This window comes from Streptomyces sp. NPDC045955, from assembly GCF_056430805.1.
Genome location: NZ_JBWKKY010000018.1, coordinates 130,526 through 151,995, shown reverse-complemented (window position 1 = coordinate 151,995; position 21,470 = coordinate 130,526). Strand labels below are relative to the sequence as shown.

Sequence of the window (21,470 nt, the reverse complement as noted above, 5' to 3'; positions counted from 1 at the left end):
TCACCTTCGACATCGACCCCAGCGTCACCGCCGTCAGCGCCATCCTCACCGCCTTCGCCATCCTCGCCCTCGCCCTGGTCGCCCTGGTCCGCTGGCTCGGCTCCGGCCGACAGAACTCCCTGCTGTCCGTCGAAACCACGACCGGCATCGCCACCCCCGGAGGCGAGACCGTATGACCGTCGCCACCGCTCAGGTGCACTTGCTGCTGCCCCTCACCTGAGCCTTGCGCCGGCACGGGCCGCGCTACCGCTGACAGGCCTGTCGGCCGGGCCCCGAGTGGGTGCCCGGCCGGGACCCCCCGAAAACTTCCCCCGAGGAGAGCCGCAATGAAGACGATCCCGTACTGGATAGAAACCGCAGGGGCGTTCCCCGACCGGTCCGGCAAGCCCCTGACCGAGGACACCGACCTGGTGGTCGTCGGCGCCGGCCTGACGGGTCTGTCCACCGCTCTGCACTCCGCCCGCAAGGGTGCCCGTGTCACCCTCGTCGAGAAGGGCCAGATCGGTTCCGGGGCCTCGGCGCGCAACGGCGGCATGGCGAACCTGGGCTTCACGATCGGCGTGAACCAGGCCATCCGCCGGTACGGACTCGAGCGGGCCCGCGAGATCTACAACTCCTACGGCGAGGCCGTGGACACCGTCGAGCGGCTCGTGAACGAGGAGTCCATCGACTGCCAGTTCAAGCGCGTCGGACGCCTGGGCGTGGCCTCCCGCCCCGCGCACTTCGAGAACAAGAAGGCCCAGCAGCGCGACCTGGCCAAGTACTTCGGCCACGAGACCACACTGGTCAGCAAGTCCGAGCTGCGTTCCGAGATCGGATCCGACGCCTACCACGGCGGCCTGCTCGACCCGTTCAGCGCCGCACTGCACGTCGGCCGCTTCGTGCGCGGCATGGCCGAGGCGTGCGAGCGCACCGGTGTCGAGATCCACGAGCGCAACGCGGCCATCGGCGTGCGGCGTACCGCCGCCGGCCGTTTCGAGGTCAGCACCGAGCGCGGTGTGATCCGCGCCGGGCAGGTCATGATGGCCACCGACGCCTACACCGACAAGAACTTCCCGTGGCTGCGCCGCCAGCAGGTCTGCCTGGGCAGCTTCATCATCGTGACCGAGCCGCTCGGAGAGCAGCTCGCCCGGGACATCATCCCCAAGGCCCGCCTCATCGTCGACTCCAACAAGGTCTGCCACTACTTCCGGCTGACCCCGGACAACCGGCTGCTGTTCGGCGGCCGTGCCCGCTTCGCACCGTCGGACCCCACCTCGGACAAGAAGAGCGGAGCCGTGCTGTTCCGTGAGATGTGCGAGATCTTCCCCCAGCTCGCCCGGACGAAGGTCGAGTACGTGTGGGGCGGCTCCGTCGGCTTCGCCATGGACCGCATCGTGCACGCCGGGCAGACCGACGACGGCGTGTACTACTCCATGGGATACGCGGGCCACGGCGTGCAGATGGCCACGTACATGGGGCAGGTCATGGCCGAGGTGATGGACGGCCACCCCGAGGTCAGCCCGGTGCGCGACCTGGCCCCGCCCCGCATCCCCCTCTACAACGGCACCGCCTGGTTCCTGCCCTTCGCGGGCGCCTACTACAAGACGCTGGACCGCATCCGCTGACCGTGCGGCAGCGCACCTCTACGCATACAAGGAGACCTCGAGATGACTGTTGTCCGTGATGTTCCCAAGCAGCTGTTCATCGGCGGTGGTTGGCAGGACGCGGAGTCCGGACGGACGCTGCCGGTCGACAACCCGGCCACCGGTGAGGAGCTGTGCCGGGTCGCCGACGCCTCACCGGCCGACGGCCGGCGTGCCGTCGAGGCGGCGGTCGCCGCGCAGGCCTCCTGGGCTGCCACACCACCCCGGGTGCGCAGCGAGATCCTGCGCCGCGCCTACGACATCATCATCTCCCGCACCGAGGAACTCGCCCTCCTCATGACGCTGGAGATGGGCAAGCCCCTGGCGGAGGCGCGGGCCGAAGTCGCCTACGGCGCCGAGTTCTTCCGCTGGTTCTCCGAGGAAGCCGTCCGTATCGACGGGGGCATGACGACCGCCCCGGACGGCAAGAACCGCCTCCTGGTCACCCGCCAGCCGGTCGGCCCCTGCCTGCTGATCACGCCGTGGAACTTCCCGCTGGCCATGGGCACCCGCAAGATCGGCCCCGCCATCGCCGCGGGCTGCACCATCGTCCTCAAACCCGCCCCCCAGACCCCCCTGACCAGCCTCGCCCTGGCGGAGATCCTCACCGAGGCCGGCCTGCCCGAGGGCGTGCTGAACGTCGTCGTCACCTCGGACGCGGCCGGTGTCGTCGAGCCGCTCCTGCGCGGCGGGCAGATCCGCAAGCTCTCCTTCACCGGCTCCACCCAGGTCGGCCGCATCCTGCTGGCCCAGTGCGCCGACACCGTCATCCGCACCAGCATGGAACTGGGCGGCAACGCCCCCCTCATCGTCTTCGACGACGCCGACCTCGACGTCGCCGTCGAAGGCACCATGGTCGCCAAGATGCGCAACATGGGCGAGTCCTGCTGCGCCGCCAACCGCATCTACGTCCACACCTCCATCGCCGAGGAGTTCGCCACCCGCCTCGCCGCCCGCATGGCCGCCCTGACCGTCGGCGACGGCACCGAACCCGGCACCGACGTCGGACCCCTCATCGACCAGGCCGGCCGCAGCAAGGCCCACGACGTGGTGCGCGACGCCGTCAAGCGCGGCGCCACCGTCCTCACCGGCGGCGAACTCCCCGAAGGCCCCGGCTGCTTCTACCCGCCCACCGTCCTCACCGGCATCTCCACCGACGCCGCCATCAACGACACCGAGGTCTTCGGCCCCGTCGCCGCCCTCCTCACCTTCGACGACGAGGACGAGGCCATCACCGCCGCCAACAACACCGAATTCGGCCTGGCCGCCTACCTGTTCACCCAGAACCTCGACCGCGCCCTGCGCGTCGCCGAACGCCTCGAAAGCGGCATGATCGGCCTCAACACCGGCCTCGTCTCCAACCCCGCCGCCCCCTTCGGCGGCGTCAAGCAGTCCGGCCTCGGCCGCGAAGGCGGACGCGTCGGCATCAGCGAGTTCCTGGAGTACAAGTACATCGCCGTTCCCGTCGGAGCATGACATGCCTGACCGACTCGTCGTCCTCTACCGGGGCAACCGGCCACCCGCCACCGGGCTCATCGAACGCCTCGCGGACACCGTCTACGCCACCGAGGAGGAACTGCCCTACCTCCTCCCCGGCGCCGACGCCCTCCTGGCCTGGGTCACCATCACCCCGGCCATCCGCGAGGCCTGGCCCGACAACCCCGAGAAGGCACCCCGCTGGGTCCACGCGTCCTCCGCGGGCGTGGACTCCTTCCTCTTCCCCGCCCTGGTGGACGATCCGGGCGTCGTCCTCACCAATGCCCGCGGGGTGTACGACGAGCCGACCGCCGAGTACGTCCTCGGTCTGATCCTCGCCCTCGCCAAGGACTTCCCCGGCACCTGGGAGCACCAGCGGCGTCGGGAGTGGCGTCCGCGCCTCAGTGACGGCATCACCGGACGCACGGTGCTGGTCTGGGGGACGGGGCCGATCGGCCGGGCCATCGCCCGGCTGCTGGGCGCCGTCGGGATGCGGGTCTGCGGCGCCGGCCGCACGGCCCGCACGGACGATCCCGACTTCGGCACGGTCCACGGCTCGACGACCTTGACTTCGGCCCTGAGGGAGGCGGACTACGTCGTCCTTGCCGCGCCCCTCACCAAGGACACCCGGGGCATGGTCGACGCCTCCGTGCTGGCGGCCATGAAGCCGGGGGCACGGCTGATCAACGTCGGCCGGGGCGGACTCGTCGACGAGGAGGCGCTCATCGACCACCTCGCCGCCGGCCGGCTCGCCGGCGCCGCCCTCGACGTCTTCGGCCAGGAGCCGCTGCCGGCCGCATCACCCCTGTGGGACATGCCCGGCGTGATGATCTCCCCGCACACGGCGGGCGAGACCACCAGCGAGCGGGAGGCGCTCGTCGAGGTGTTCCTCGACAACCTCACCCGGCACGTCGAAGGCCGCCCGCTGCGCAACGTCGTGGACAAGCGGCGGGGTTACGTGGTCGACGAGACGCGCCCCGTCTGAAGGGCGAGCAGCAGGCGCCCCGGCCCGTGGACTCCACCGGCCGGGGCGCCTGCTACTCGCCCTTCCCGCGTCCCACCGTGCTGCCCGTCACCGCCAGCACGGAGAGCACCACCAGCGCGGCGGCCGGCCCGAGCACCGTCCAGGGGGCCAGTTCGGCGTACGGCTGGTTCTCCGACAGGAGCCTGCCCCACTCGGGGGTGGGCGGCTGTTCGCCCAGGCCGAGGAAGCCGAGCGAGGCCAGGACCAGGACGGCGGTCGGCAGCCGCAGCAGGGCGTTGCGCAGGAGGGCCGGCAGGACCGCGGGGAGCAGGTGGCGGCGCAGCAGGTGCAGCCGTCCCGCGCCGAGCGCGACGGAGGCGGCGATGTGACCGCTCGCGCGTTCCTGTTCGAGCAGGGCTGCGGTCTGGGCGGCGTACGGGCTCCAGCCGACCACGCAGACCGCGATCGCCGCGCCCCACACCGAGGGCCCGGTCACGCCCGCGATCAGCAGTCCGGTGAGGACCGCGGGCAGGGTCGACGCGACCTCCGTCGGACCGGCGCTCGCCCGCGGTGCCATGCCCAGCAGGAGTCCGGTGACCGCGCTGACCGCCGTGACGGCGAGGGCGACACCGGCCGTGCGCAGCGCCCCGTGGCCCAGCCGGGCCAGCAGATCCCGGCCCAGGGAGTCCGTGCCCAGCGGGTGTTCGAGGGACGGGGACACCAGCCGCGCCGCCGTGTCGACCTGCAAGGGGTCGCGCAGGAGGCCCGCCGTGACGAGGGCGAGCAGGGCTACCGCACATGCCGCGGTGATCCAGCGCAGGGAGCGCGACGGGACGAGCCGGGGCCGGTGCAGGGCCGGCAGGGCACCGTCGCGCAGGGGGCGGCCGAGGAGGGCGTGGCGCAGGGCCCGGATCAGGATGCCGGCGCTCACGCCGAGCAGGACCAGCGCCAGGGTCGCGGTCTGGAGCACCGGGAGGTCCTGCGCGACGGCGGCCTCCAGGGCGAGCCGGCCGAGCCCGGGGATGTTGAAGATCTTCTCCACCGCGACCGCACCGCCGACCAGGGCCACGACGGTCGGCAGCAGCTGCGGCAGCATGCCGGGCAGGGTGCGGCGCAGCGCGTTGCGGGCGATGTTGCCGGGCGGGAGCCCGACGGCGTACGCCGTGCGCGCCCAGGGTTCGTGGAAGGCGGCGGGCAGCGCCTGGTCGAGCAGCCCGCCGAGCATCGCGCCCGACGGGATACCGAGGGCGAGCGAGGGCAGCACCATCGACTGCGGCCCCTCCCAGCCGCTGGACGGGAACCACCCCCACCAGACCCCGCACACCGTGGCCAGCACCGAGGCGAGCAGGAACTTCGGCAGCGCGGCCAGCACGGCGGCCGTGGTGCCCGTCCGATCCTGTCGCAGCCGGCGCCGGGAGCCGAGGAACACGGTGCGGGCACACACCAGCGCGGCGACCAGGGCGGTCACCATGAGCGCGCCCAGCACCAGTGTCAGGGAGACCGACAGGGCGGTCCCCACCTGCGGCATGACCGGTTCGCCGGAGACCCACGAGACGCCCGCGTCTCCGCGGGGCAGGCCGCCCAGCCAGTGCCCGAGATGCGCGAACGGCCCCTCGTCCAGCCCCAACTGCTCGCGTACGGTGGCAAGTTCCGCGGCTGTCGGGTTCTGGTCGGCGGAGCGGGCGCGCAGCACCGTGCGGGCCGGGTCGGCGCCGGTCAGCCACGGCAGCAGAGCCACCACACCGAGCAGCACGGCTCCGGCGAGCACACGGCCGGCCGCCGCCGGCCAGAGGGAGGGGCGGGCGGCGGGGGCGTGGGCGACGCTCATGCGCTATCCGAGGTGCGTGTCGACGTCGACGAGAGAGCGCTCGCGCGGATCGAGGATCACGCCCTCGACACCGGGGGCGATGCCCTGCACCGCCTGCTCGTGGACCAGCGGCACGACGGCGTCGGTGCGCAGGATCGCCGCCTCCGCCCGCATGATCTTCTCCTGGCGGCGCTCCGTGTCGCGCTCCGCGGCCGCGGCCCGGATGGCCTTGTCCACCGCGGCGTCCTTCAGCCCGGCGATGTTGTAGACGCCCTCGCTGGTGAAGTCGCTCGCGAGGTAGTCGACCGCGTCACCGGTGTCGAGGAGCGTCACCCGGGAGAAGACGAGGGCGTCGTACTTCCCGGCGAGCAGGTCGGCCTCCATCTGCGTGTACTCGCGCACGTCCTGCTTCACGGTGAAGCCGGCGTTCTCCAGCTGCTGCTGGAGCACGGTCGCGGCCTCGGGGAGCTCGGCCCGGTTGGTGTAGGTGGCCAGCCGCAGCGTCCTGCCCTTGGTCTCGGCCTTCACCTGCGCGGTGGTCGCCGCCTTGGCACGGCCGGTCACCTCCACGCGCTTGCCGGCGGCCCACGGCACGGCGGGCCCGAACAGGCCCTGCGCCGGATCGGCGTAGCCGCCGAAGACGGAGCCGACGAGGGCGGAGCCGTCGACGGCCTCGCGGGCGGCCGCGCGCAGGCCGGCGTCGGTGAAGAGGCCGCTGCCGGTGTTGAGGATCAGGCTGTCGGTGCGCACGGAGGGCACCTCGTGCCGCGTGTCCTTGTCGAGCAGCTTCGCCTGGGCGGTGGGGATCCACTCGGCGATGTCGGCCTCGCCGCCGCGCAGCGCGTTGGCGCGGGCGGTGCCGTCCGCGATCCAGCTCACGTCGATGCCGGGGGCCTTCGCCTTGCCGCCCCAGTAGCCGTCGAAGCGGTCGAGCGTCGCCTTGGTCTTGCCGCTGAGCCGGGTGATCTCGAACGGTCCGGTGCCGGTGCCGACCGGGCTGACGGCGCCGTCCTTGCCGTACGCCTTCGCCGACAGGATCGCCAGTGCCGGGCTGGCCAGCCGCAGCGGCAGCACGGGGTCGGGTGACTTCGTGGTGAGGGTGACGGTGTCCGCGTCGTCGGCCTTGGCGGTGAGCGTCACGTCGCTGAGCACACGGGGCTTCGGCTTGGCCGCGCCCGCGTGGTCGAGCGCGTTGACGACGGACTGGGCAGTGAGTTCGGTGCCGTCCTGGAACTCGGCCTTGCGCAGCTGGAAGGTCCAGGTGGTGTCGTCGTCCTGCTTCCAGGACGTCGCCAGCGCGGGCTTGGCCGTGCCGTTCTTGTCGAGGGCGGTGAGGCCCTCGGCGACGGACAGCTTGCTCAGCACGGTGGCGTCGTTGCTGTAGGGGGACAGGGCTTGCACGGGGGGAACGGCCATGGCGATCCGCAGCCGGCCGCCCGATCCCGCCCCGGCGCCGTCGTCGCTGTCGCCCGGTGCGAAGCAGCCGGCCAGCAGAGGGGTGAGAGTGAGTGCCGCTATGAGGCCGCGGGAGGTGGTGCGCATGTCAGTCCTGTCGTGCGGGGGCCGGGCATGCCGCAGCGGCCCGGAGGGGGCTTGATCGGCGGCGACAGCATATAAGGAGAGCCTTACCAAACCTCGTGCCGGGTGGGTGAAATCTCAACAACCGGACGGTTCGGGGGTGGAGACGGCGGTATCGACCGGCTGTTCGGGCTGTGTCATCGTGGGCGCCGGACGGAGGTGAGTCGTATGACCGGCGCGGACCCCGGGCTGTTCGGTCCCGGTTCGGTGACCTGGCAGATGCACGGCGACCCCATGATGTGGATCGCCGGTGTCCGGGCGCTCTACCTCCAGGCCCTGCACCCCCGCGCGGTACGCGGCGTCATGCAGAACTCGGACTTCCGGCGCGACGCCTGGGGTCGCCTGATGCGCACCGCGAACTTCGTCGGCACGACGACCTACGGCACCACCGAGGCCGCCGAGCGGGCGGGCGCCCGCGTCCGGAAGATCCACAGCATGCTGACGGTGACCGACCCGGACACCGGCGAGCGCTACGGCGTCGACGAACCCGGTCTGCTCCGCTGGGTGCACTGCGCCGAGATCGACTCCTACCTGGACGTCCTGCGCAGGTCCGGATTCCGGCTCACCGACGCCGAGGCCGACCGCTACGTCGCCGAACACCGCCAGAGCGCACGCCTGGTGGGCCTCGACCCCGAGACCGTGCCGGCCGACCGGGCCGAACTGGCGGCGTACTTCGAGAAGGTGCGCCCCGACCTGGCCGCCGGGCCCGAGGCGCGCGACGTGGACGACTTCCTGCTCCGCCCGCCGGCGCATCCCCTTCTCGTACCGTTGCGCGAGGTGCTGTGGCGGCGCGTGGCACAACTGGCGTACGCCTCCCTGCCTCCGTACGCCCACGAGTTGTACGGCAGACCTGCCCCCGCACCCACCACCGCCACCCGGCAACTGCGTCTCACCGGCCTCCTGCTGCGCCGCGTTCCCGCACGTGTGCGGTGGCAACTCCCGCCCAAACACATCCTGCGCGCCATGGCGAGGCTCGGCCCGGACGCGCGCCCGGCACCGTACAAACTCGGACGATAGACCGCCATACTGGGTGGACCAGGGGAGGGCGGGCGAACAGCTACCGGGGGGAGCGTCGCGCGAAATGGGGGAGACCAGGCTCATCCACGGCCGCTACCGGCTGCTCGACCGGATCGGGCGTGGAGGCATGGGCGAGGTGTGGCGGGCACGGGACGAGTCCCTGGGCCGGCACGTCGCCGTCAAGTGCCTCAAACCGCTGGGCCCGAACCACGACCACGCGTTCACCCGCGTGCTGCGGGAGCGGTTCCGCCGTGAGGCCCGGGTGGCCGCCGCGCTCCAGCACCGCGGCATCACCGTCGTGCACGACTTCGGCGAGTCCGACGGCGTCCTCTACCTCGTCATGGAGCTGCTGGACGGCCGCAACCTCAGCCAGCTCCTGGAGGACAACAAGCAGCACCCGCTCCCGGTCGCGGACGTCGTGGAGATCGCCGAGCAGGTCGCCGCCGCCCTCGCCTACTGCCACGAACAGGGCATCGTGCACCGCGATCTGAAGCCCGCCAACATTGTGCGGATCGGCGACGGCACGGTGAAGATCTGCGACTTCGGCATCGCCCGGCTCGGCCACGACATCGGCTTCACCTCCCGGCTGACCGGCACCGGCATCGCCATGGGCACCCCGCACTACATGTCCCCGGAGCAGATCGGCGGCACCGAGGTCGACCAGCGCAGCGACCTGTACTCGTTCGGCTGCGTGCTGTACGAGATCGCCACCGGGGTACCGCCGTTCGACCTCGACGACGCCTGGGCGATCCTCCTCGGCCACCGCGACACCCCGCCCCGCCCGCCGCGCGAGCACCGCCCCGAACTGCCCGGGTACCTCGAGCGGGTCATCCTGGACCTGCTCGCCAAGGAACCCGGTGAACGCCCCGGCGACGCCCGCGAACTGGCCCGCCGGATCAGCGCGCACCGGGCCGCGCCCGCCTACGTGCCGGCCTTCGTGGCGGCCCGGTCCGCCCCGGACGAACCGTCGCGCGCGGGCCGGCTGCCGTCCTGGACCCGCGGCATGACCACGGGCCACAAGGCGGCCGGCACCGGGCTGCGCAGCACGCCACCCGACCCGGCGGCCGGACTGTCCGGCGAGTGGATCGCGCGGCCCGCCACCGGCCCCGTCGAGGAACCCGTCCCCGAGGAGCGGCCCGCCCCGCCACCGGAGGTCCTGAGCGCCCTGGCCGGCCGGCACAACGCGGGCCTCAGCCTCGGCCGGCTCGGCCGCTGGGCGGAGGCGGGGGAGGTGCACCGGGCGGTCGCCGCCGAACGCGAGCACCTGCTCGGCCCCGACCACCCGGACACCCTCGCAAGCCGCTACGAGGTCGCCTTCACCCTCAGCCGCACCGGCCGCGCCCCGGACGCCCTGCGCGAGTACAAGCACGTCACCGAAGCCAGGATCCGCACGCTCGGCGCCGACCACCCCGACACCCTCGCGGCCCGTCAGGAGATGGGCTACGTGCTCGGCCAGCTCGGCCGCCCCTTCGACGCGCACCGGGTGTACACGGCCGTGCTCGCCGCCCGGGAGCGCACGATGGGCCCCGACCACCCGGACACCCTGCGCTGCCAGCACAACCTCGCCTTCAATCTCAGCCGCCTGGGCCGCCTGGAGGACTCCTACCGCCTGGCCCGCGAGGTGGCCGCCGCCCGCGCCCGGGTGCTCGGCCCCGACCACCCCGACACCCTGGTCACCCGCTACGAGGTCGCCTACGCACTCGGCCAGCTGGGCCGCTGGACCGAGGCCCTGGAGACGTACCGCGAGGTCGCCGAGGCCCGCGGCCGTGCGCTCGGCCCCGACCACCCCGACACGCTCGCCGCCCGGCACGAGATCGGCATCAGCCTGGGCCGCCTCGGCCGCAGCGCCGAGGCCCTGGACCACTACAGCGCCCTGACCGACGACCGCACGCGGGTCCTGGGCCCCACCCACCCCGAGACCCTGCGCGCCCGCCACGGCCGCTGCGTCAACCTCGGCCGGCTCGGCCGCTGGGAGGAGGCACTCGCCGAGTCCCGTGCAGTGAGCGCCGCCCGCGAGCGGGTCCTCGGCCCCGACCACCCGGACACCCTGGTCAGCCGCCGCGAGGTCGCCGTCGGCCTGGGCTGGCTGGGCCGCTGGTCCGACGCGCTCACCGAGTACCGCCGGGTGGCCGCGGCCCGCGAGCGCGTCCTCGGCGCGGACCACCCCGACACCCTCGCCAGCCGCAACGACGAAGCGCACTGCCTCCAGCAACTGGGCCGCGGCGAGGAGGCCGTGGCCCTGTACCGCAGGGTGGCGGCCCTGCGCGGGCAGGGGGCGGCGGTCGGGCGGTGACAAGGCGCGGGGGTGGGGTGGTGGCGGTGGTCGTGCAGGGGGAGGGCGCGTCGGCTGGGTGGTGACCGCGGGCGGTGGCGTGTGTGGGGGAGCGCCCTGTGGGCCAGGCGGTGCGGGACCGCCGCCGCCCAGGCCACGCCCGGCCACCGTCGACGGACGCGTGCGCACGTGCGCCGTCCGTCTGGCCGACGCGGATCACCCCGTGTTACGAAGAACCATGACCGCGCCCCTGGGACCCCGCGCACACCGGACGTACGACGCCGTCATCGTCGGCGGTGGCCACAACGGCCTGGTCGCCGCCGCCTACCTGGCCCGGGCCGGCCGCTCCGTGCTGGTGCTGGAGCGGCTGGACCACACCGGCGGCGCGGCGGTGTCCACCCGGCCCTTCGCCGGGGTCGACGCCCGGCTGTCGCGCTACTCGTACCTGGTCAGCCTGCTGCCGAAGAAGATCGTGCGGGACCTGGACCTGGACTTCCGGGTACGCACCCGGACCATCTCCTCGTACACGCCCGCCGAACGCGACGGCCGCCCCACCGGCCTCCTCGTCGGTGGCGGCCGGCGGCGGACCAGGGAGGCGTTCGCCCGGCTCACCGGCTCCGACCGCGAGTACCGGGCCTGGCAGGAGTTCTACGGCATGACCGGCCGCGTCGCCCAGCGGGTCTTCCCGACCCTCACCGAGCCACTGCCCACCCGCGAGGAACTGCGCCGCCGCCTCGACGACGAGGAGGCCTGGCGGATCCTGTTCGAGGAGCCGATCGGCGTCGCCGTCGAGGAGCGCTTCACGGACGACCTGGTGCGCGGCGTGGTCCTCACCGACGCGCTCATCGGCACGTTCGCCGACGCCCACGATTCGTCGCTGAAGCAGAATCGCTGCTTCCTCTACCACGTGATCGGCGGCGGCACCGGCGACTGGGACGTGCCGGTGGGCGGCATGGGCGCCCTCACCGACGCACTGGCCGACGCTGCCCGCGCCGCGGGCGCCGTGCTGGCCACCGGCCACGAGGCGCTGCGCATCGCCACGGACGGTCAAGAGGCCGAGGTCACCTACCGCACCGCCGACGGCGAGGGCACCGTCGCCGCCCGGCACGTCTTGGTCAACGCCTCCCCGCAGGCCCTGGCGGAGCTCACCGGCGACACATCCCCGGCTCCCGCCGAGGGCGCCCAGCTCAAGGTGAACATGCTGCTCCAGCGGCTGCCGCGGCTGCGCGACAGCGCGGTCGACCCAGGCGAGGCGTTCGCCGGCACCTTCCACATCGCCGAGGGCTACGAGCAGCTGGCCACCGCCCACGCCCAGGCCGCCGCCGGTGACCTCCCGGCCGCGCCGCCCTCCGAGATCTACTGCCACTCGCTCACCGACCCGACCATCCTCGGCCCGGACCTGGCCGACCAGGGCTTCCAGACACTCACCCTGTTCGGCCTGCACACCCCGGCCCGCCTGTTCGAGCGGGACAACGACGCCGTGCGCGAGGAGCTGCTGAAATCCACACTCGCCCAGCTCGACGCCCACCTGGCCGAACCTCTCGCCGACTGCCTTGCCACCGACGCGGACGGACGGCCCTGCATCGAGGCCCGCACCCCGCTCGACCTGGAGCGGGACCTCGGGCTGCCCGGCGGCAACATCTTCCACCGCGAGCTGAGCTGGCCCCACGCCCAGGACGGCACCGGCCGCTGGGGTGTGGAGACCCGGCACCCGAACGTGCTGCTGTGCGGGGCCGGCGCGGTGCGCGGCGGCGGCGTGAGCGGGGTGCCGGGGCACAACGCGGCCATGGCGGTGCTCGAAAGCTGGAGCGACTGAATCACTGCCGTCCTGCGGGGCACTCCGACAGACGAAGGCATCCGTACCACCGATCGCCCCGCGCGGACGGTCGTACCAGCTACGGGAGGATCTCATGGCCGAGCTCAGCCCGACCGACCTTCAGAAGGCCCTCAAGGGCATGGACTACCCCACGGACAAGCAGCACCTGGTGGAGCGTGCCCGCGACAACCACGCGGACGAGAAGGTCGTCAGGACCCTCGACGGCCTGAAGGAGGACCGCTTCGACGGCCCCAACGAGGTGCAGAAGGCCGTCTTCAACCAGTGACCCGACCCGCTCAGTCGGCCGACGGCGCCCACCCCACCGCTTCGACGCGCGACGCGTCCGCCGGGCGCGCCTCGTCGAAGAGGACGCCGTCGGCCGCCTCCACGCGCAGCCCGTCCACATAGGCCCCGCGGCCGACGTACAGCCGGTCCGTCGCGTACCGCCACCGCAGGGCGAGCCGGCGTGCGGCGGGGAGGTCGGCGGTGAGGCCGTGCCAGACGCGCCCGCACCAGCCGGTCACCGAGCCGGACGGGTGCGGCCGGGGGGCCTCGCCCCGGCGGGACGTCGTGAAGGGCACCGGCTGCCAGGTCGTACCGCCGTCGGTCGTGGCCTCCAGGACCAGCACGTCGGACTGGGGCTCGGTGTCCCACCACAGCGCGCAGCGCAGCCGCCCCCGGCCGGACGACGTGTCGAGCGTGGGCAGGGTGAGGGTCGCGGTGGCGGATACCGCCATGCCGGAGAACCAGGCCCTGCGTCCCCGCGCCGGCCGGACCGGCACGGCCCGTGCCAGGTGGTTCGCGGCGGTCACCCGCGGAGCCGACCCGGATCGCCAACTCCGCACGGGATGCACCGAGTTGCCCAGGACGACGAGGAAGGAGTCGGTCGTCGGGTCGAGCACCAGCGAGGTGCCCGTGAACCCGGTGTGCCCGGCACTGCGCGGTGTGGCCATCGCACCCATGTACCAGTGCTGGTAGAGCTCGAAGCCCAGGCCGTGCTCGTCACCGGGGAACGCGGTGTTGAAGTCGGTGAACATCAGCTCCACCGAGTCGGGCGTCAGGACCCGGGCCCGCCCGTACACGCCGCCGTTGAGCAGCGTACGGCCGAGGACCGCGAGGTCCCAGGCGTCGGAGAACACGCCCGCGTGGCCCGCGACCCCGCCGAGGCTGAAGGCGTTCTCGTCGTGCACCTCGCCCCACACCAGGCCACGGTCCAACCCGGACCACGGAGCCCGCGCGTCCTCCGTGGCCGCGATGTTCGGCCGCCAGGAGGCGGGCGGGTTGTAACGGGTGCGGCGCAGGCCCAGTGGTGCGGTGATCTCCTCGCGCAGGAGGACGTCCAGGGAGCGGCCCGTGATCCGCTCCAGCACGAGCTGGAGCGAGATGAGGTTCAGGTCCGAGTACAGATACGCCGTGCCCGGCGCGCTGACCGGCGCCTCGTCCCAGATGAGCCGGAGCTTCTCCTCGTACGACGGCGCGCTGTACAGCGGGATCCAGGCGCGCAAGCCCGAGGTGTGGGTCAGGAGCTGACGAATCGTGATGTCCTGCTTGCCGGCGCGCCCGAAGTCCGGCAGGTACGAGGCGACCTTCGCCTCCAGTTCCAGCCCGCCGCGTTCCATCTGCTGCACGGCCAGGATCGACGTGAACAGCTTCGACACCGACGCCAGGTCGAAGACGGTGTCCTCGGCCATGGGGATCTGCTCGCGGGCCGGGAACTCGACGCCGGTGTCGGTCTTCTCGTCGTAGGCCCGGTAGCGCACCGCCATGCCGATGGGCCGGTGCAGGGCGACGGTGCCGCCCCGTCCGGCGAGCAGGACGGCGCCCGCGTACCAGGGATGCTTGGGGGAGGGGCCGAGGAACGCCTCGGCGTCGGTGACGAGTTGGCGCAGATGGGTGGCGAGGAGCCCGGCGCGTGCGGCCGGGCCGTGCCGCAGGGTGGGGCGGTGACCGGTCGCCGGGGCCGCCTGGGCGGGGCCGGCCGGTAAGGACGCCAGGGCGAGCGCACCGCCCAGTGCCAGGGCTCCCCGGCCCAGCTGCCGCCGGGTCGGTCTGCCGCTCGCCGCTCTGTCCGCAGCTCCCTCGGTCACAGCACGCCCCTTCGTCCCGGCCGCCTCGGTCGTCCCCGGAAGTATGTCCGCCACGCGTCGCCATGAATCGATCGAATCGGCGAGATCGAGTCGTCGAGACCGAATCGATGGCCAGAAATCTGACGGAGCATCAGAAAAGCTCTTCCGTCCTCCGCGGGACTCCGGCATCCTGCGCCCATGCAGACGGAGCTGAGCCAGAAACTGGGAATCGAGCACGCCGTCTTCGGCTTCACGCCGTTCCCCGCCGTCGCCGCGGCCATCAGCCGGGCCGGCGGCTTCGGCGTGCTCGGCGCGGTCCGCTACACCGCCCCCGACGAGCTCAAACGCGATCTGGACTGGATCGAGGCACACATCGACGGCCGTCCGTACGGCCTGGACGTCGTCATGCCGGCCAAGAAGGTCGAGGGCGTCACCGAGGCGGACGTCGAGGCGATGATCCCCGCGGGGCACCGGCGGTTCGTCCAGGACACCCTCGCCAAACACGGCGTGCCCGAGCTCGCCGAGGGCGAGGCGTCCGGCTGGCGCATCACCGGCTGGATGGAGCAGGTCGCCCGCTCCCAGCTCGACGTCGCCTTCGACTACCCGATCCGGCTCCTGGCCAACGCCCTCGGCTCCCCACCCGCCGACGTCATCGCCCGCGCCCACGACCAGGACGTCCTCGTCGCCGCCCTCGCGGGCAGCGCCCGGCACGCCCGCAAGCACCAAGAGGCCGGGATCGACATCGTCGTCGCGCAGGGCTACGAGGCCGGCGGACACACCGGCGAGATCGCCTCCATGGTGCTCACCCCCGAGGTCGTCGACGCCGTCGCCCCGCTGCCCGTGCTGGCCGCCGGCGGCATCGGCAGCGGCCAGCAGGTGGCTGCCGCACTCACTCTCGGCGCTCAAGGAGTGTGGCTGGGCTCCATATGGCTGACCACCACAGAAGCGGACCTCCACTCGCCCGCCCTCACCCGCAAGCTGCTCGCGGCCGGCTCCGGCGACACCGTCCGCTCCCGCGCGCTGACCGGCAAGCCCGCACGCCAGCTGCGCACCGAGTGGACCGACGCCTGGGACGACCCGGCCGGGCCCGGCCCGCTGCCCATGCCGTTGCAGGGCCTGCTGGTCGCCGAGGCCGTCTCGCGCATCCAGAAGTACGAGGTCGACCCGCTGCTCGGCACCCCGGTCGGGCAGATCGTCGGCCGGATGAACCGCGAACGCAGTGTCCAGGCCGTCTTCGACGACCTCACCCGCGGCTTCGAACAGGCCGTGGACCGCGTCAACCGCGTCGCCGGAAGGAGCGGCCAGTGAGCAGCAGCGTTCCCGCGGGCTTCTGGGCCCAGGCCACCGCCGACCCCGACCGCCCGGTCCTGGTCGCCCCCGACGGCGAGGAGTGGACCGCCGGCCGCCTGCACGCCGCCGCCAACCGGCTCGTCCACGGCCTGCGCGCGGCCGGGCTGGAACGCGGCGACACCTTCGCGGTCGTCCTGCCCAACGGCGTCGAGTTCCTCACCGCGTACCTCGCCGCCAGCCAGGCCGGGTTCTACCTCGTCCCCGTCAACCACCACCTGGTCGGACCGGAGATCACCTGGATCGTCTCCGACTCCGGCGCCAAGGTCCTCCTCGCCCACGAACGCTACGCCGGCGCGGCACGCCACGCCGCCGACGAGGCGGGTCTCCCGGCCACCCACCGGTACGCCGTCGGCCCGGTCGAGGGCTTCCGCCCCTACGCCGAACTCCTCGACGGACAACCCGAGTCGGCACCCGACGGCCGCACCCTCGGCTGGGTCATGAACTACACCTCCGGCACCACCGGCCGCCCCCGCGGCATCCGCCGCCCGCTGCCCGGCAAACCGCCGGAGGAGGCCTACCTCGGCGGCTTCCTCGGCATCTTCGGCATCCGGCCGTTCGACGACAACGCGCACCTGGTGTGCTCGCCGCTCTACCACACGGCCGTCCTCCAGTTCGCGGGCGCGTCCCTGCACATCGGCCACCGGCTGGTCCTGATGGACAAGTGGACACCCGAGGAGATGCTCCGCCTCATCGACCGTCACCGCTGCACCCACACCCATATGGTCCCCACCCAGTTCCACCGCCTGCTGGCCCTGCCCGACGAGGTGAAGGACCGCTACGACGTCTCCTGCATGCGGCACGCCATCCACGGCGCCGCCCCCTGCCCCGACCACGTGAAACGGGCCATGCTCGACTGGTGGGGCCCCTGCGTGGAGGAGTACTACGCGGCCAGCGAGGGCGGCGGAGCCTTCGCCACCGCCGAGGACTGGCTGAAGAAACCCGGCACCGTCGGCAAGGCCTGGCCCATCAGCGAACTGGCGATCTTCGACGACGACGGCAACCGGCTGCCGCCCGGCGAACTCGGCACCGTCTACATGAAGATGAACACCGGCGGCTTCTCCTACCACAAGGACGAGGCCAAGACCCGCAAGAACCGCATCGGCGACTTCTTCACCGTCGGCGACCTCGGCCACCTCGACGAGGACGGCTACCTCTTCCTGCGCGACCGCAAGATCGACCTGATCATCTCCGGCGGCGTCAACATCTACCCGGCCGAGATCGAGTCGGCCCTGCTCGCCCACCCCGCCGTCGCGGACGCCGCCGTCTTCGGCATCCCGCACGACGACTGGGGCGAGGAGGTCAAGGCCGTCGTCGAACCGGCCCCCGGGCACCGGCCCGGGCCCGCCCTCGCGGCCGACCTCCTCGACCACTGCGCGCACCGGCTCGCCGGCTACAAGCGGCCCAGGAGCGTCGACTTCATCACCGAGATGCCCCGCGACCCCAACGGCAAGCTGTACAAGCGACGCCTGCGGGAGCCGTACTGGGAGGGCCGGACCCGCCCGGTGTGACACGGCGGTGCGGCTTTGGTCGCGCGGGCGGGCCCGGGCGTCATCCTTTGGTCGGCGCCCGCTCGCCCTTGGGCCGATGCCCGGCCGGGCCCCGCCTTCCTAGCGTGAAGCCATGACGATGCGTGAAGCCATGACGATCGCGACCGAAGAGGGACCCTTGCGGCGCGGGGGCGTACGGCCGGGCGAACGGGCCCTCGCCCCCGATCTCGCCCGCGGGACCATGCTGCTGTGCATCGTGCTGTCCAACACCGCCTTCCACCTGTGGGCGGCCCGGCGCGGGCCCTCCGGATGGCAGCCCGTGGACGGCTCATGGCTGGACCACGCCGTGCAGTTCACCATGATCATGATGCTCGACCTGCGGATCTACCCGCTCTTCGCCTTCCTCTTCGGCTACGGCATGATGCAGCTCTACCTTCGGCAGACCGCCGCCGGCACCGACGGGCGCGACGCCGCGAAGGCCCTGCGCCGGCGCAGCCTCTGGCTGATCGTCATCGGCCTCGCCCACGCCACCCTGCTGATGGCGGGGGACATCCTGGGCTTCTACGGTGTCCTGAGCCTCGTCCTGGGCCTGGCCTTCCTGCGGCGCGGCGATCGCGCCCTGACGTGGTGGAGCTGGATCGGAGTCGCCCTGATGGTCCTCGTCACGGCCGGGCCCGTCATCGCCGCGCTGCTCCAGGGCGAGCTGGGCACGCTGGGTGACGCCGACGCCGAGGCCGGCTTCAAGGCGTACGCATCGGACGAGGAGAACTGGCTCAACGCGGCGGGCACCCGGCTCCAGACCGGCCTGTTCATCACCTTGGCCGCCGCCCCGCTGACCCTCGTCGGCGGCGGGTACATCATCTTCCTGCTCGGCTTCTGGGCCGCGCGCCGCCGCATCCTGGAGGAACCGGGCCGCCACCGCAGGCTGCTGCGCGTGACGGCCGTCGTCGGCATCGCGGCCGGATGGCTCGGCGCACTGCCCGCCGCCCTCGCCCACATCGGCGTCCTGGACGTGCCGGACGACATGCAGAGCGAATCCGGGGCGCTCACGGCCCTGCGCGACATCACCGGCAACGCCGCGGGCCTCGGCTATGTCGCGGCCGTCGCCCTCTTCGCACACTGGTGGACCACCCGCGGGCCCCGCCGCGGCACGACCGCGGTGACGGCGGTGGCCTCCGTCGGCAAGCGGTCCCTGTCCTGCTACCTGGCCCACTCGCTGCTCTTCGCCCCGGTGCTGGCCGCCTGGGGACTCGGCCTCGGCGCACACCTGGGCAGCACCACCATGGCACTCTTCGCATGCGCCGTCTGGCTGGTCACCGTGGCCGGGGCGTACGCCCTGGAACGGGCCGGCCGCCGGGGCCCCGCCGAAGCGGTCCTGCGCCGGCTGATGTACGGGCCCCGGGCCGGCCGGGGGTGACGAGACGAACGAGGGTGCCGCCCCACCGGTAGCGGCACCCCTCAGCCACGGTCAGCGGCGCTCGTGCACCCGGACGACCCTCAGCTTCGGCGAGGACAGGATCTCCTTCTCGCAGAAGCGCGACGTCACCCACTTCTCGCCGGAGAACAGCCGCGTCTGGTCCGCGTGGTGCGGCGACTCGGGGTTCGACGACTGGGAGTACGTCAGCAGGGTGCGGGCCACCGGGCAGCGGCTGCCGTCCCAGCCCACCGCCTGGAGGTGACTGCTGCCGAACGGCACCTCCGTGTAGCCGCCCCCGGCCGCGTTCCACTGCGGTTCGAGCACGTTCCACACGCCGAGCCTCCCCGCGCCGCCGGGCATCGGAAGGCGCTCACCGCCGCGGACGACGAACTGGTGCGCGCCGAGCGGCGCGTCGAGCGCGATGCCCGCCGCGCGCAGTTCCGCCACCGCGTCGGCGAGGGCGACGGCGAAGCCGGGCGCGTCCGTGTTCAGCGTGTTCGGCGTACGCACCGGGTCCGCCGCCGAGAACGGCACCTTCCACGCCTCGGCGGCCGGCACCGCCTGTTCCAGCTTCCGCCAGAACCGGTCGAACAGCAGCGCGCCCCGGCTGCCGCTGTCCATGGTGCGGTCCCACGCCGTCAGCACCCCACAGGCCTCCGACACGTCGACGGCCTTGCCGTCACTGCCCGTCGCCGTGCCGCCGGGCAGCGCGGCGCACGCCCGAGCCACATCCGTCGCGGTGAGATCACCCGCGGGCACCCGGTTGGCGAACTGCTGCCGTTGCAGGTCGCGTACGGTCAGCCGGCCCCGGTCCGCCATCGCCGCCACGTCCTCGATCGCACCGCGCGTGCGCAGGCCGAGCTGCGTGCCCACCGTGCCGAAGACCCGCTCGTACCCGGTGATCGGCCGGTCGGCGTTGGTCATCCACGCGGTGCCGTTGGAGTTCTCCACGTACGGCGCGTCCTTGAGCGTCGGCATCCGAGCCGGCCCGAAGATGCCCGGCGCCACCGCGTCGGGATCGCTGCCCAGGGCGCAGTCACCGCGCGAGCCGTCGAGGATCGCGATACCGGACGCCGGATACGTGGTCCTGCCCAGCGCCGTCGAGCAGCGCTCCGCCAACTCGTCGGTGATACGCGGAAGTACCTGGGACTGGGTGTAGAGCGAATGCCCCGCGCGGTCGGCGGCGATGGTGTTCAACCAGGGGATGCCCTGGTGCCGGGCGAGGGAGGTGAGGACGTCGTCCGTGCTGCGCGCCTTGCCGAAGCCGAGCGAGCTGTCGGCGAAGCGGAGGTTCGCGGCGTTCGGGTCGTGCAGGGCGTAGGCCGTCGTACCGGTCCACGGCAGCGGGACCTGTGAGTTCAGGGCGGTGACGACAGGGCCGTAGCGGGTCCACCACTGGGTGCGGGTCACCGGCGCGCCGTCCTTCACCGCGACCGTCACGGTCCGCTTCTTCATGCGCTCCGGCTCGCCGTCCACGAGGTACGTCGTGGCATCGGCCGGATCCAGTGTCAGCTGGTGGAGGTTGGCCGGTACACCGGTCGAGACGGTGTGGCTCCACGCCACATGTGCGTTGAAGCCGATGGAGATCGCCGGGGTGCCGAGCAGCGAGCCACCGGAGACGTTCAGCTCGCCGGGAATCGTCTGCTGCGACTGCCAGAACCGGCGCCCTCCCTGCCATGGATAGTGCGGGTTGCCCAACAGCAGACCCCTGCCGTTCGCCGTGGTGTCGCCCCGGAAGGCCACCGCGTTGGAGCCCATGCCGGGGTCGCTCCACAGCTCGCCGGCCGCCTTCGCCACGGCCTTCGCGTCCGGGGTGCGTGCGGCGGGCCGGGAGGACGGGCTGTCGGAGGCGGTTCCGGTCGGCGGCTGCGCGGCCGTGATCGTGTCCACGAAGCGCCCCTCGCCGGAGATCGAGGCGAAGGCGAGGCCACGGGCTGCCACGTCCAGCTCGGTGACCGGACGGACCCAGGAGGCACCCGCGCAGGCGGGATCCGTGATCTTCTTCTGCTTCAACCAGGCGTTGTAACCGGCCGCCCAGCCGCGCATCATGTCCCGGACCTCACGGCTCGGGCCCACGGGCGCGGGCGCGGCGAGCAGCTTCTCCACCGTGCGGGTCTCACGGACTCCGCGGAAGTACAGGTCACTGGCGAGATTCGTCCTGGCCCCGGAGAGGGCGCCGCCGGCGGCCGCGGCGGCGCCGAAGTACCGGGAGCGCTCGCCCCGCAGGGTCACGAACCCGTCGGCGAGCGTGCACACCTCGTCGGACGCCTGCGCCCAGCCCGTGCCGAAGCCCAGGCCCGCGTAGTTCTTCGCCCGGATGTGCGGGATGCCGTACTCCGTGTAGCGGATGACGGCGGACAGGCCGTCGCGGGACGGGTGCTGTTCCGCCCGTCCCGGGCCGGGGGCGGCGGCCGCGGGTAATGCGGACGCGGCCGTGAACAGGGCCGTGGCCCCGAGAACGAGTCGTCTCAGGCGGCTGCGCATCGTGCCCTCCAACGTCATTGAGGGAAAGGAGACTTGAGGGTACGGATGTGCCGCGTGCACACGTCGGTACCATCACTCGGGACGCCTCCGGCGGCGGCAGGGTTGAGCCGG

Annotated in this window: 14 protein-coding genes; 10 read left to right on the top strand and 4 right to left on the bottom strand. The window is 72.8% G+C overall.

Annotated elements, in window-relative coordinates; translation table 11 throughout:
• The first annotated feature begins 326 nt into the window (after nucleotides 1-326).
• From AC07F0_RS30930 to AC07F0_RS30920, 3 genes are read left to right on the top strand one after another with little or no spacing between them, the layout of a single operon-like run.
• Nucleotides 327-1,607 carry an NAD(P)/FAD-dependent oxidoreductase gene (locus AC07F0_RS30930; protein ID WP_478983312.1) on the top strand — a complete coding sequence of 427 codons (1,281 nt, stop codon included), beginning with the start codon at nucleotides 327-329 and terminating at the stop codon, nucleotides 1,605-1,607.
• A gap of 42 nt (nucleotides 1,608-1,649) precedes the next feature.
• Complete coding sequence (locus AC07F0_RS30925; protein ID WP_478983311.1) at nucleotides 1,650-3,101, top strand: NAD-dependent succinate-semialdehyde dehydrogenase; 1,452 nt, start codon at nucleotides 1,650-1,652, stop codon at nucleotides 3,099-3,101.
• A gap of 1 nt (nucleotide 3,102) precedes the next feature.
• Entirely contained in the window at nucleotides 3,103-4,086 is a 984-nt protein-coding gene (locus tag AC07F0_RS30920; protein WP_478983310.1) for a D-2-hydroxyacid dehydrogenase, read from the top strand.
• A gap of 52 nt (nucleotides 4,087-4,138) precedes the next feature.
• Here the strand turns inward: AC07F0_RS30920 and AC07F0_RS30915 are convergent, their stop codons facing one another.
• On the bottom strand, nucleotides 4,139-5,893 hold the full coding sequence (locus tag AC07F0_RS30915; protein WP_478983309.1) for an ABC transporter permease subunit: 1,755 nt from the start codon (nucleotides 5,891-5,893) through the stop codon (nucleotides 4,139-4,141).
• A gap of 3 nt (nucleotides 5,894-5,896) precedes the next feature.
• Complete coding sequence (locus tag AC07F0_RS30910; protein WP_478983308.1) at nucleotides 5,897-7,414, bottom strand: ABC transporter substrate-binding protein; 1,518 nt, start codon at nucleotides 7,412-7,414, stop codon at nucleotides 5,897-5,899.
• Between the two features lie 204 nt (nucleotides 7,415-7,618).
• On the opposite strand from AC07F0_RS30910, the gene AC07F0_RS30905 reads away from it, so the two are divergent.
• The 4 genes from AC07F0_RS30905 (at nucleotide 7,619) to AC07F0_RS30890 (ending at nucleotide 12,841) form a co-directional block, all read left to right on the top strand.
• On the top strand, nucleotides 7,619-8,467 hold the full coding sequence (locus tag AC07F0_RS30905) for an oxygenase MpaB family protein (RefSeq protein WP_478983307.1): 849 nt from the start codon (nucleotides 7,619-7,621) through the stop codon (nucleotides 8,465-8,467).
• Between the two features lie 64 nt (nucleotides 8,468-8,531).
• Nucleotides 8,532-10,760 (top strand): serine/threonine-protein kinase, encoded by a 2,229-nt coding sequence (locus tag AC07F0_RS30900; protein ID WP_478983306.1) that lies wholly within the window; start codon nucleotides 8,532-8,534, stop codon nucleotides 10,758-10,760.
• 217 nt (nucleotides 10,761-10,977) lie between these two features.
• Nucleotides 10,978-12,555 carry a phytoene desaturase family protein gene (locus AC07F0_RS30895; protein ID WP_478983305.1) on the top strand — a complete coding sequence of 526 codons (1,578 nt, stop codon included), beginning with the start codon at nucleotides 10,978-10,980 and terminating at the stop codon, nucleotides 12,553-12,555.
• Nucleotides 12,556-12,649: 94 nt separating this feature from the next.
• Nucleotides 12,650-12,841 carry a DUF2795 domain-containing protein gene (locus AC07F0_RS30890; protein ID WP_478983304.1) on the top strand — a complete coding sequence of 64 codons (192 nt, stop codon included), beginning with the start codon at nucleotides 12,650-12,652 and terminating at the stop codon, nucleotides 12,839-12,841.
• Nucleotides 12,842-12,851: 10 nt separating this feature from the next.
• On the opposite strand, the gene AC07F0_RS30885 is transcribed toward AC07F0_RS30890, so the two are convergent.
• Nucleotides 12,852-14,642, bottom strand: coding sequence for a serine hydrolase domain-containing protein (locus AC07F0_RS30885; protein ID WP_478983303.1), 1,791 nt, complete (start codon nucleotides 14,640-14,642; stop codon nucleotides 12,852-12,854).
• A gap of 177 nt (nucleotides 14,643-14,819) precedes the next feature.
• On the opposite strand from AC07F0_RS30885, the gene AC07F0_RS30880 reads away from it, so the two are divergent.
• From AC07F0_RS30880 to AC07F0_RS30870, 3 genes are all read left to right on the top strand, one after another.
• Nucleotides 14,820-15,929, top strand: coding sequence for an NAD(P)H-dependent flavin oxidoreductase (locus tag AC07F0_RS30880; RefSeq protein ID WP_478983302.1), 1,110 nt, complete (start codon nucleotides 14,820-14,822; stop codon nucleotides 15,927-15,929).
• The gene (locus tag AC07F0_RS30875) at nucleotides 15,926-17,479 is read left to right on the top strand and encodes an acyl-CoA synthetase (protein WP_478983301.1); all 1,554 of its coding nucleotides are present in this window, start codon (nucleotides 15,926-15,928) and stop codon (nucleotides 17,477-17,479) included. Before AC07F0_RS30880 ends, AC07F0_RS30875 begins: the two co-directional genes overlap by 4 nt.
• A gap of 112 nt (nucleotides 17,480-17,591) precedes the next feature.
• Nucleotides 17,592-18,875 carry a DUF418 domain-containing protein gene (locus AC07F0_RS30870; RefSeq protein ID WP_478983300.1) on the top strand — a complete coding sequence of 428 codons (1,284 nt, stop codon included), beginning with the start codon at nucleotides 17,592-17,594 and terminating at the stop codon, nucleotides 18,873-18,875.
• Between the two features lie 51 nt (nucleotides 18,876-18,926).
• Here AC07F0_RS30870 and AC07F0_RS30865 read toward each other — a convergent pair whose 3' ends face one another.
• The gene (locus tag AC07F0_RS30865; protein ID WP_478983299.1) at nucleotides 18,927-21,359 is read right to left on the bottom strand and encodes a penicillin acylase family protein; all 2,433 of its coding nucleotides are present in this window, start codon (nucleotides 21,357-21,359) and stop codon (nucleotides 18,927-18,929) included.
• Nucleotides 21,360-21,470: the final 111 nt, after the last annotated feature.

What these genes read in the sequence shown, in the direction of transcription:
- AC07F0_RS30890 (WP_478983304.1), top strand. Translation starts at nt 12,650, where the DNA reads ATGGCCGAGCTCAGCCCGACCGACCTTCAGAAGGCCCTCAAGGGCATG.
- AC07F0_RS30880 (WP_478983302.1), top strand. Translation starts at nt 14,820, where the DNA reads ATGCAGACGGAGCTGAGCCAGAAACTGGGAATCGAGCACGCCGTCTTC.
- AC07F0_RS30920 (WP_478983310.1), top strand. Translation starts at nt 3,103, where the DNA reads ATGCCTGACCGACTCGTCGTCCTCTACCGGGGCAACCGGCCACCCGCC.
- AC07F0_RS30900 (WP_478983306.1), top strand. Translation starts at nt 8,532, where the DNA reads ATGGGGGAGACCAGGCTCATCCACGGCCGCTACCGGCTGCTCGACCGG.
- AC07F0_RS30925 (WP_478983311.1), top strand. Translation starts at nt 1,650, where the DNA reads ATGACTGTTGTCCGTGATGTTCCCAAGCAGCTGTTCATCGGCGGTGGT.
- AC07F0_RS30910 (WP_478983308.1), bottom strand. Translation starts at nt 7,414, where the DNA reads ATGCGCACCACCTCCCGCGGCCTCATAGCGGCACTCACTCTCACCCCT.
- AC07F0_RS30915 (WP_478983309.1), bottom strand. Translation starts at nt 5,893, where the DNA reads ATGAGCGTCGCCCACGCCCCCGCCGCCCGCCCCTCCCTCTGGCCGGCG.
- AC07F0_RS30870 (WP_478983300.1), top strand. Translation starts at nt 17,592, where the DNA reads ATGACGATGCGTGAAGCCATGACGATCGCGACCGAAGAGGGACCCTTG.
- AC07F0_RS30930 (WP_478983312.1), top strand. Translation starts at nt 327, where the DNA reads ATGAAGACGATCCCGTACTGGATAGAAACCGCAGGGGCGTTCCCCGAC.
- AC07F0_RS30865 (WP_478983299.1), bottom strand. Translation starts at nt 21,359, where the DNA reads ATGCGCAGCCGCCTGAGACGACTCGTTCTCGGGGCCACGGCCCTGTTC.
- AC07F0_RS30895 (WP_478983305.1), top strand. Translation starts at nt 10,978, where the DNA reads ATGACCGCGCCCCTGGGACCCCGCGCACACCGGACGTACGACGCCGTC.
- AC07F0_RS30905 (WP_478983307.1), top strand. Translation starts at nt 7,619, where the DNA reads ATGACCGGCGCGGACCCCGGGCTGTTCGGTCCCGGTTCGGTGACCTGG.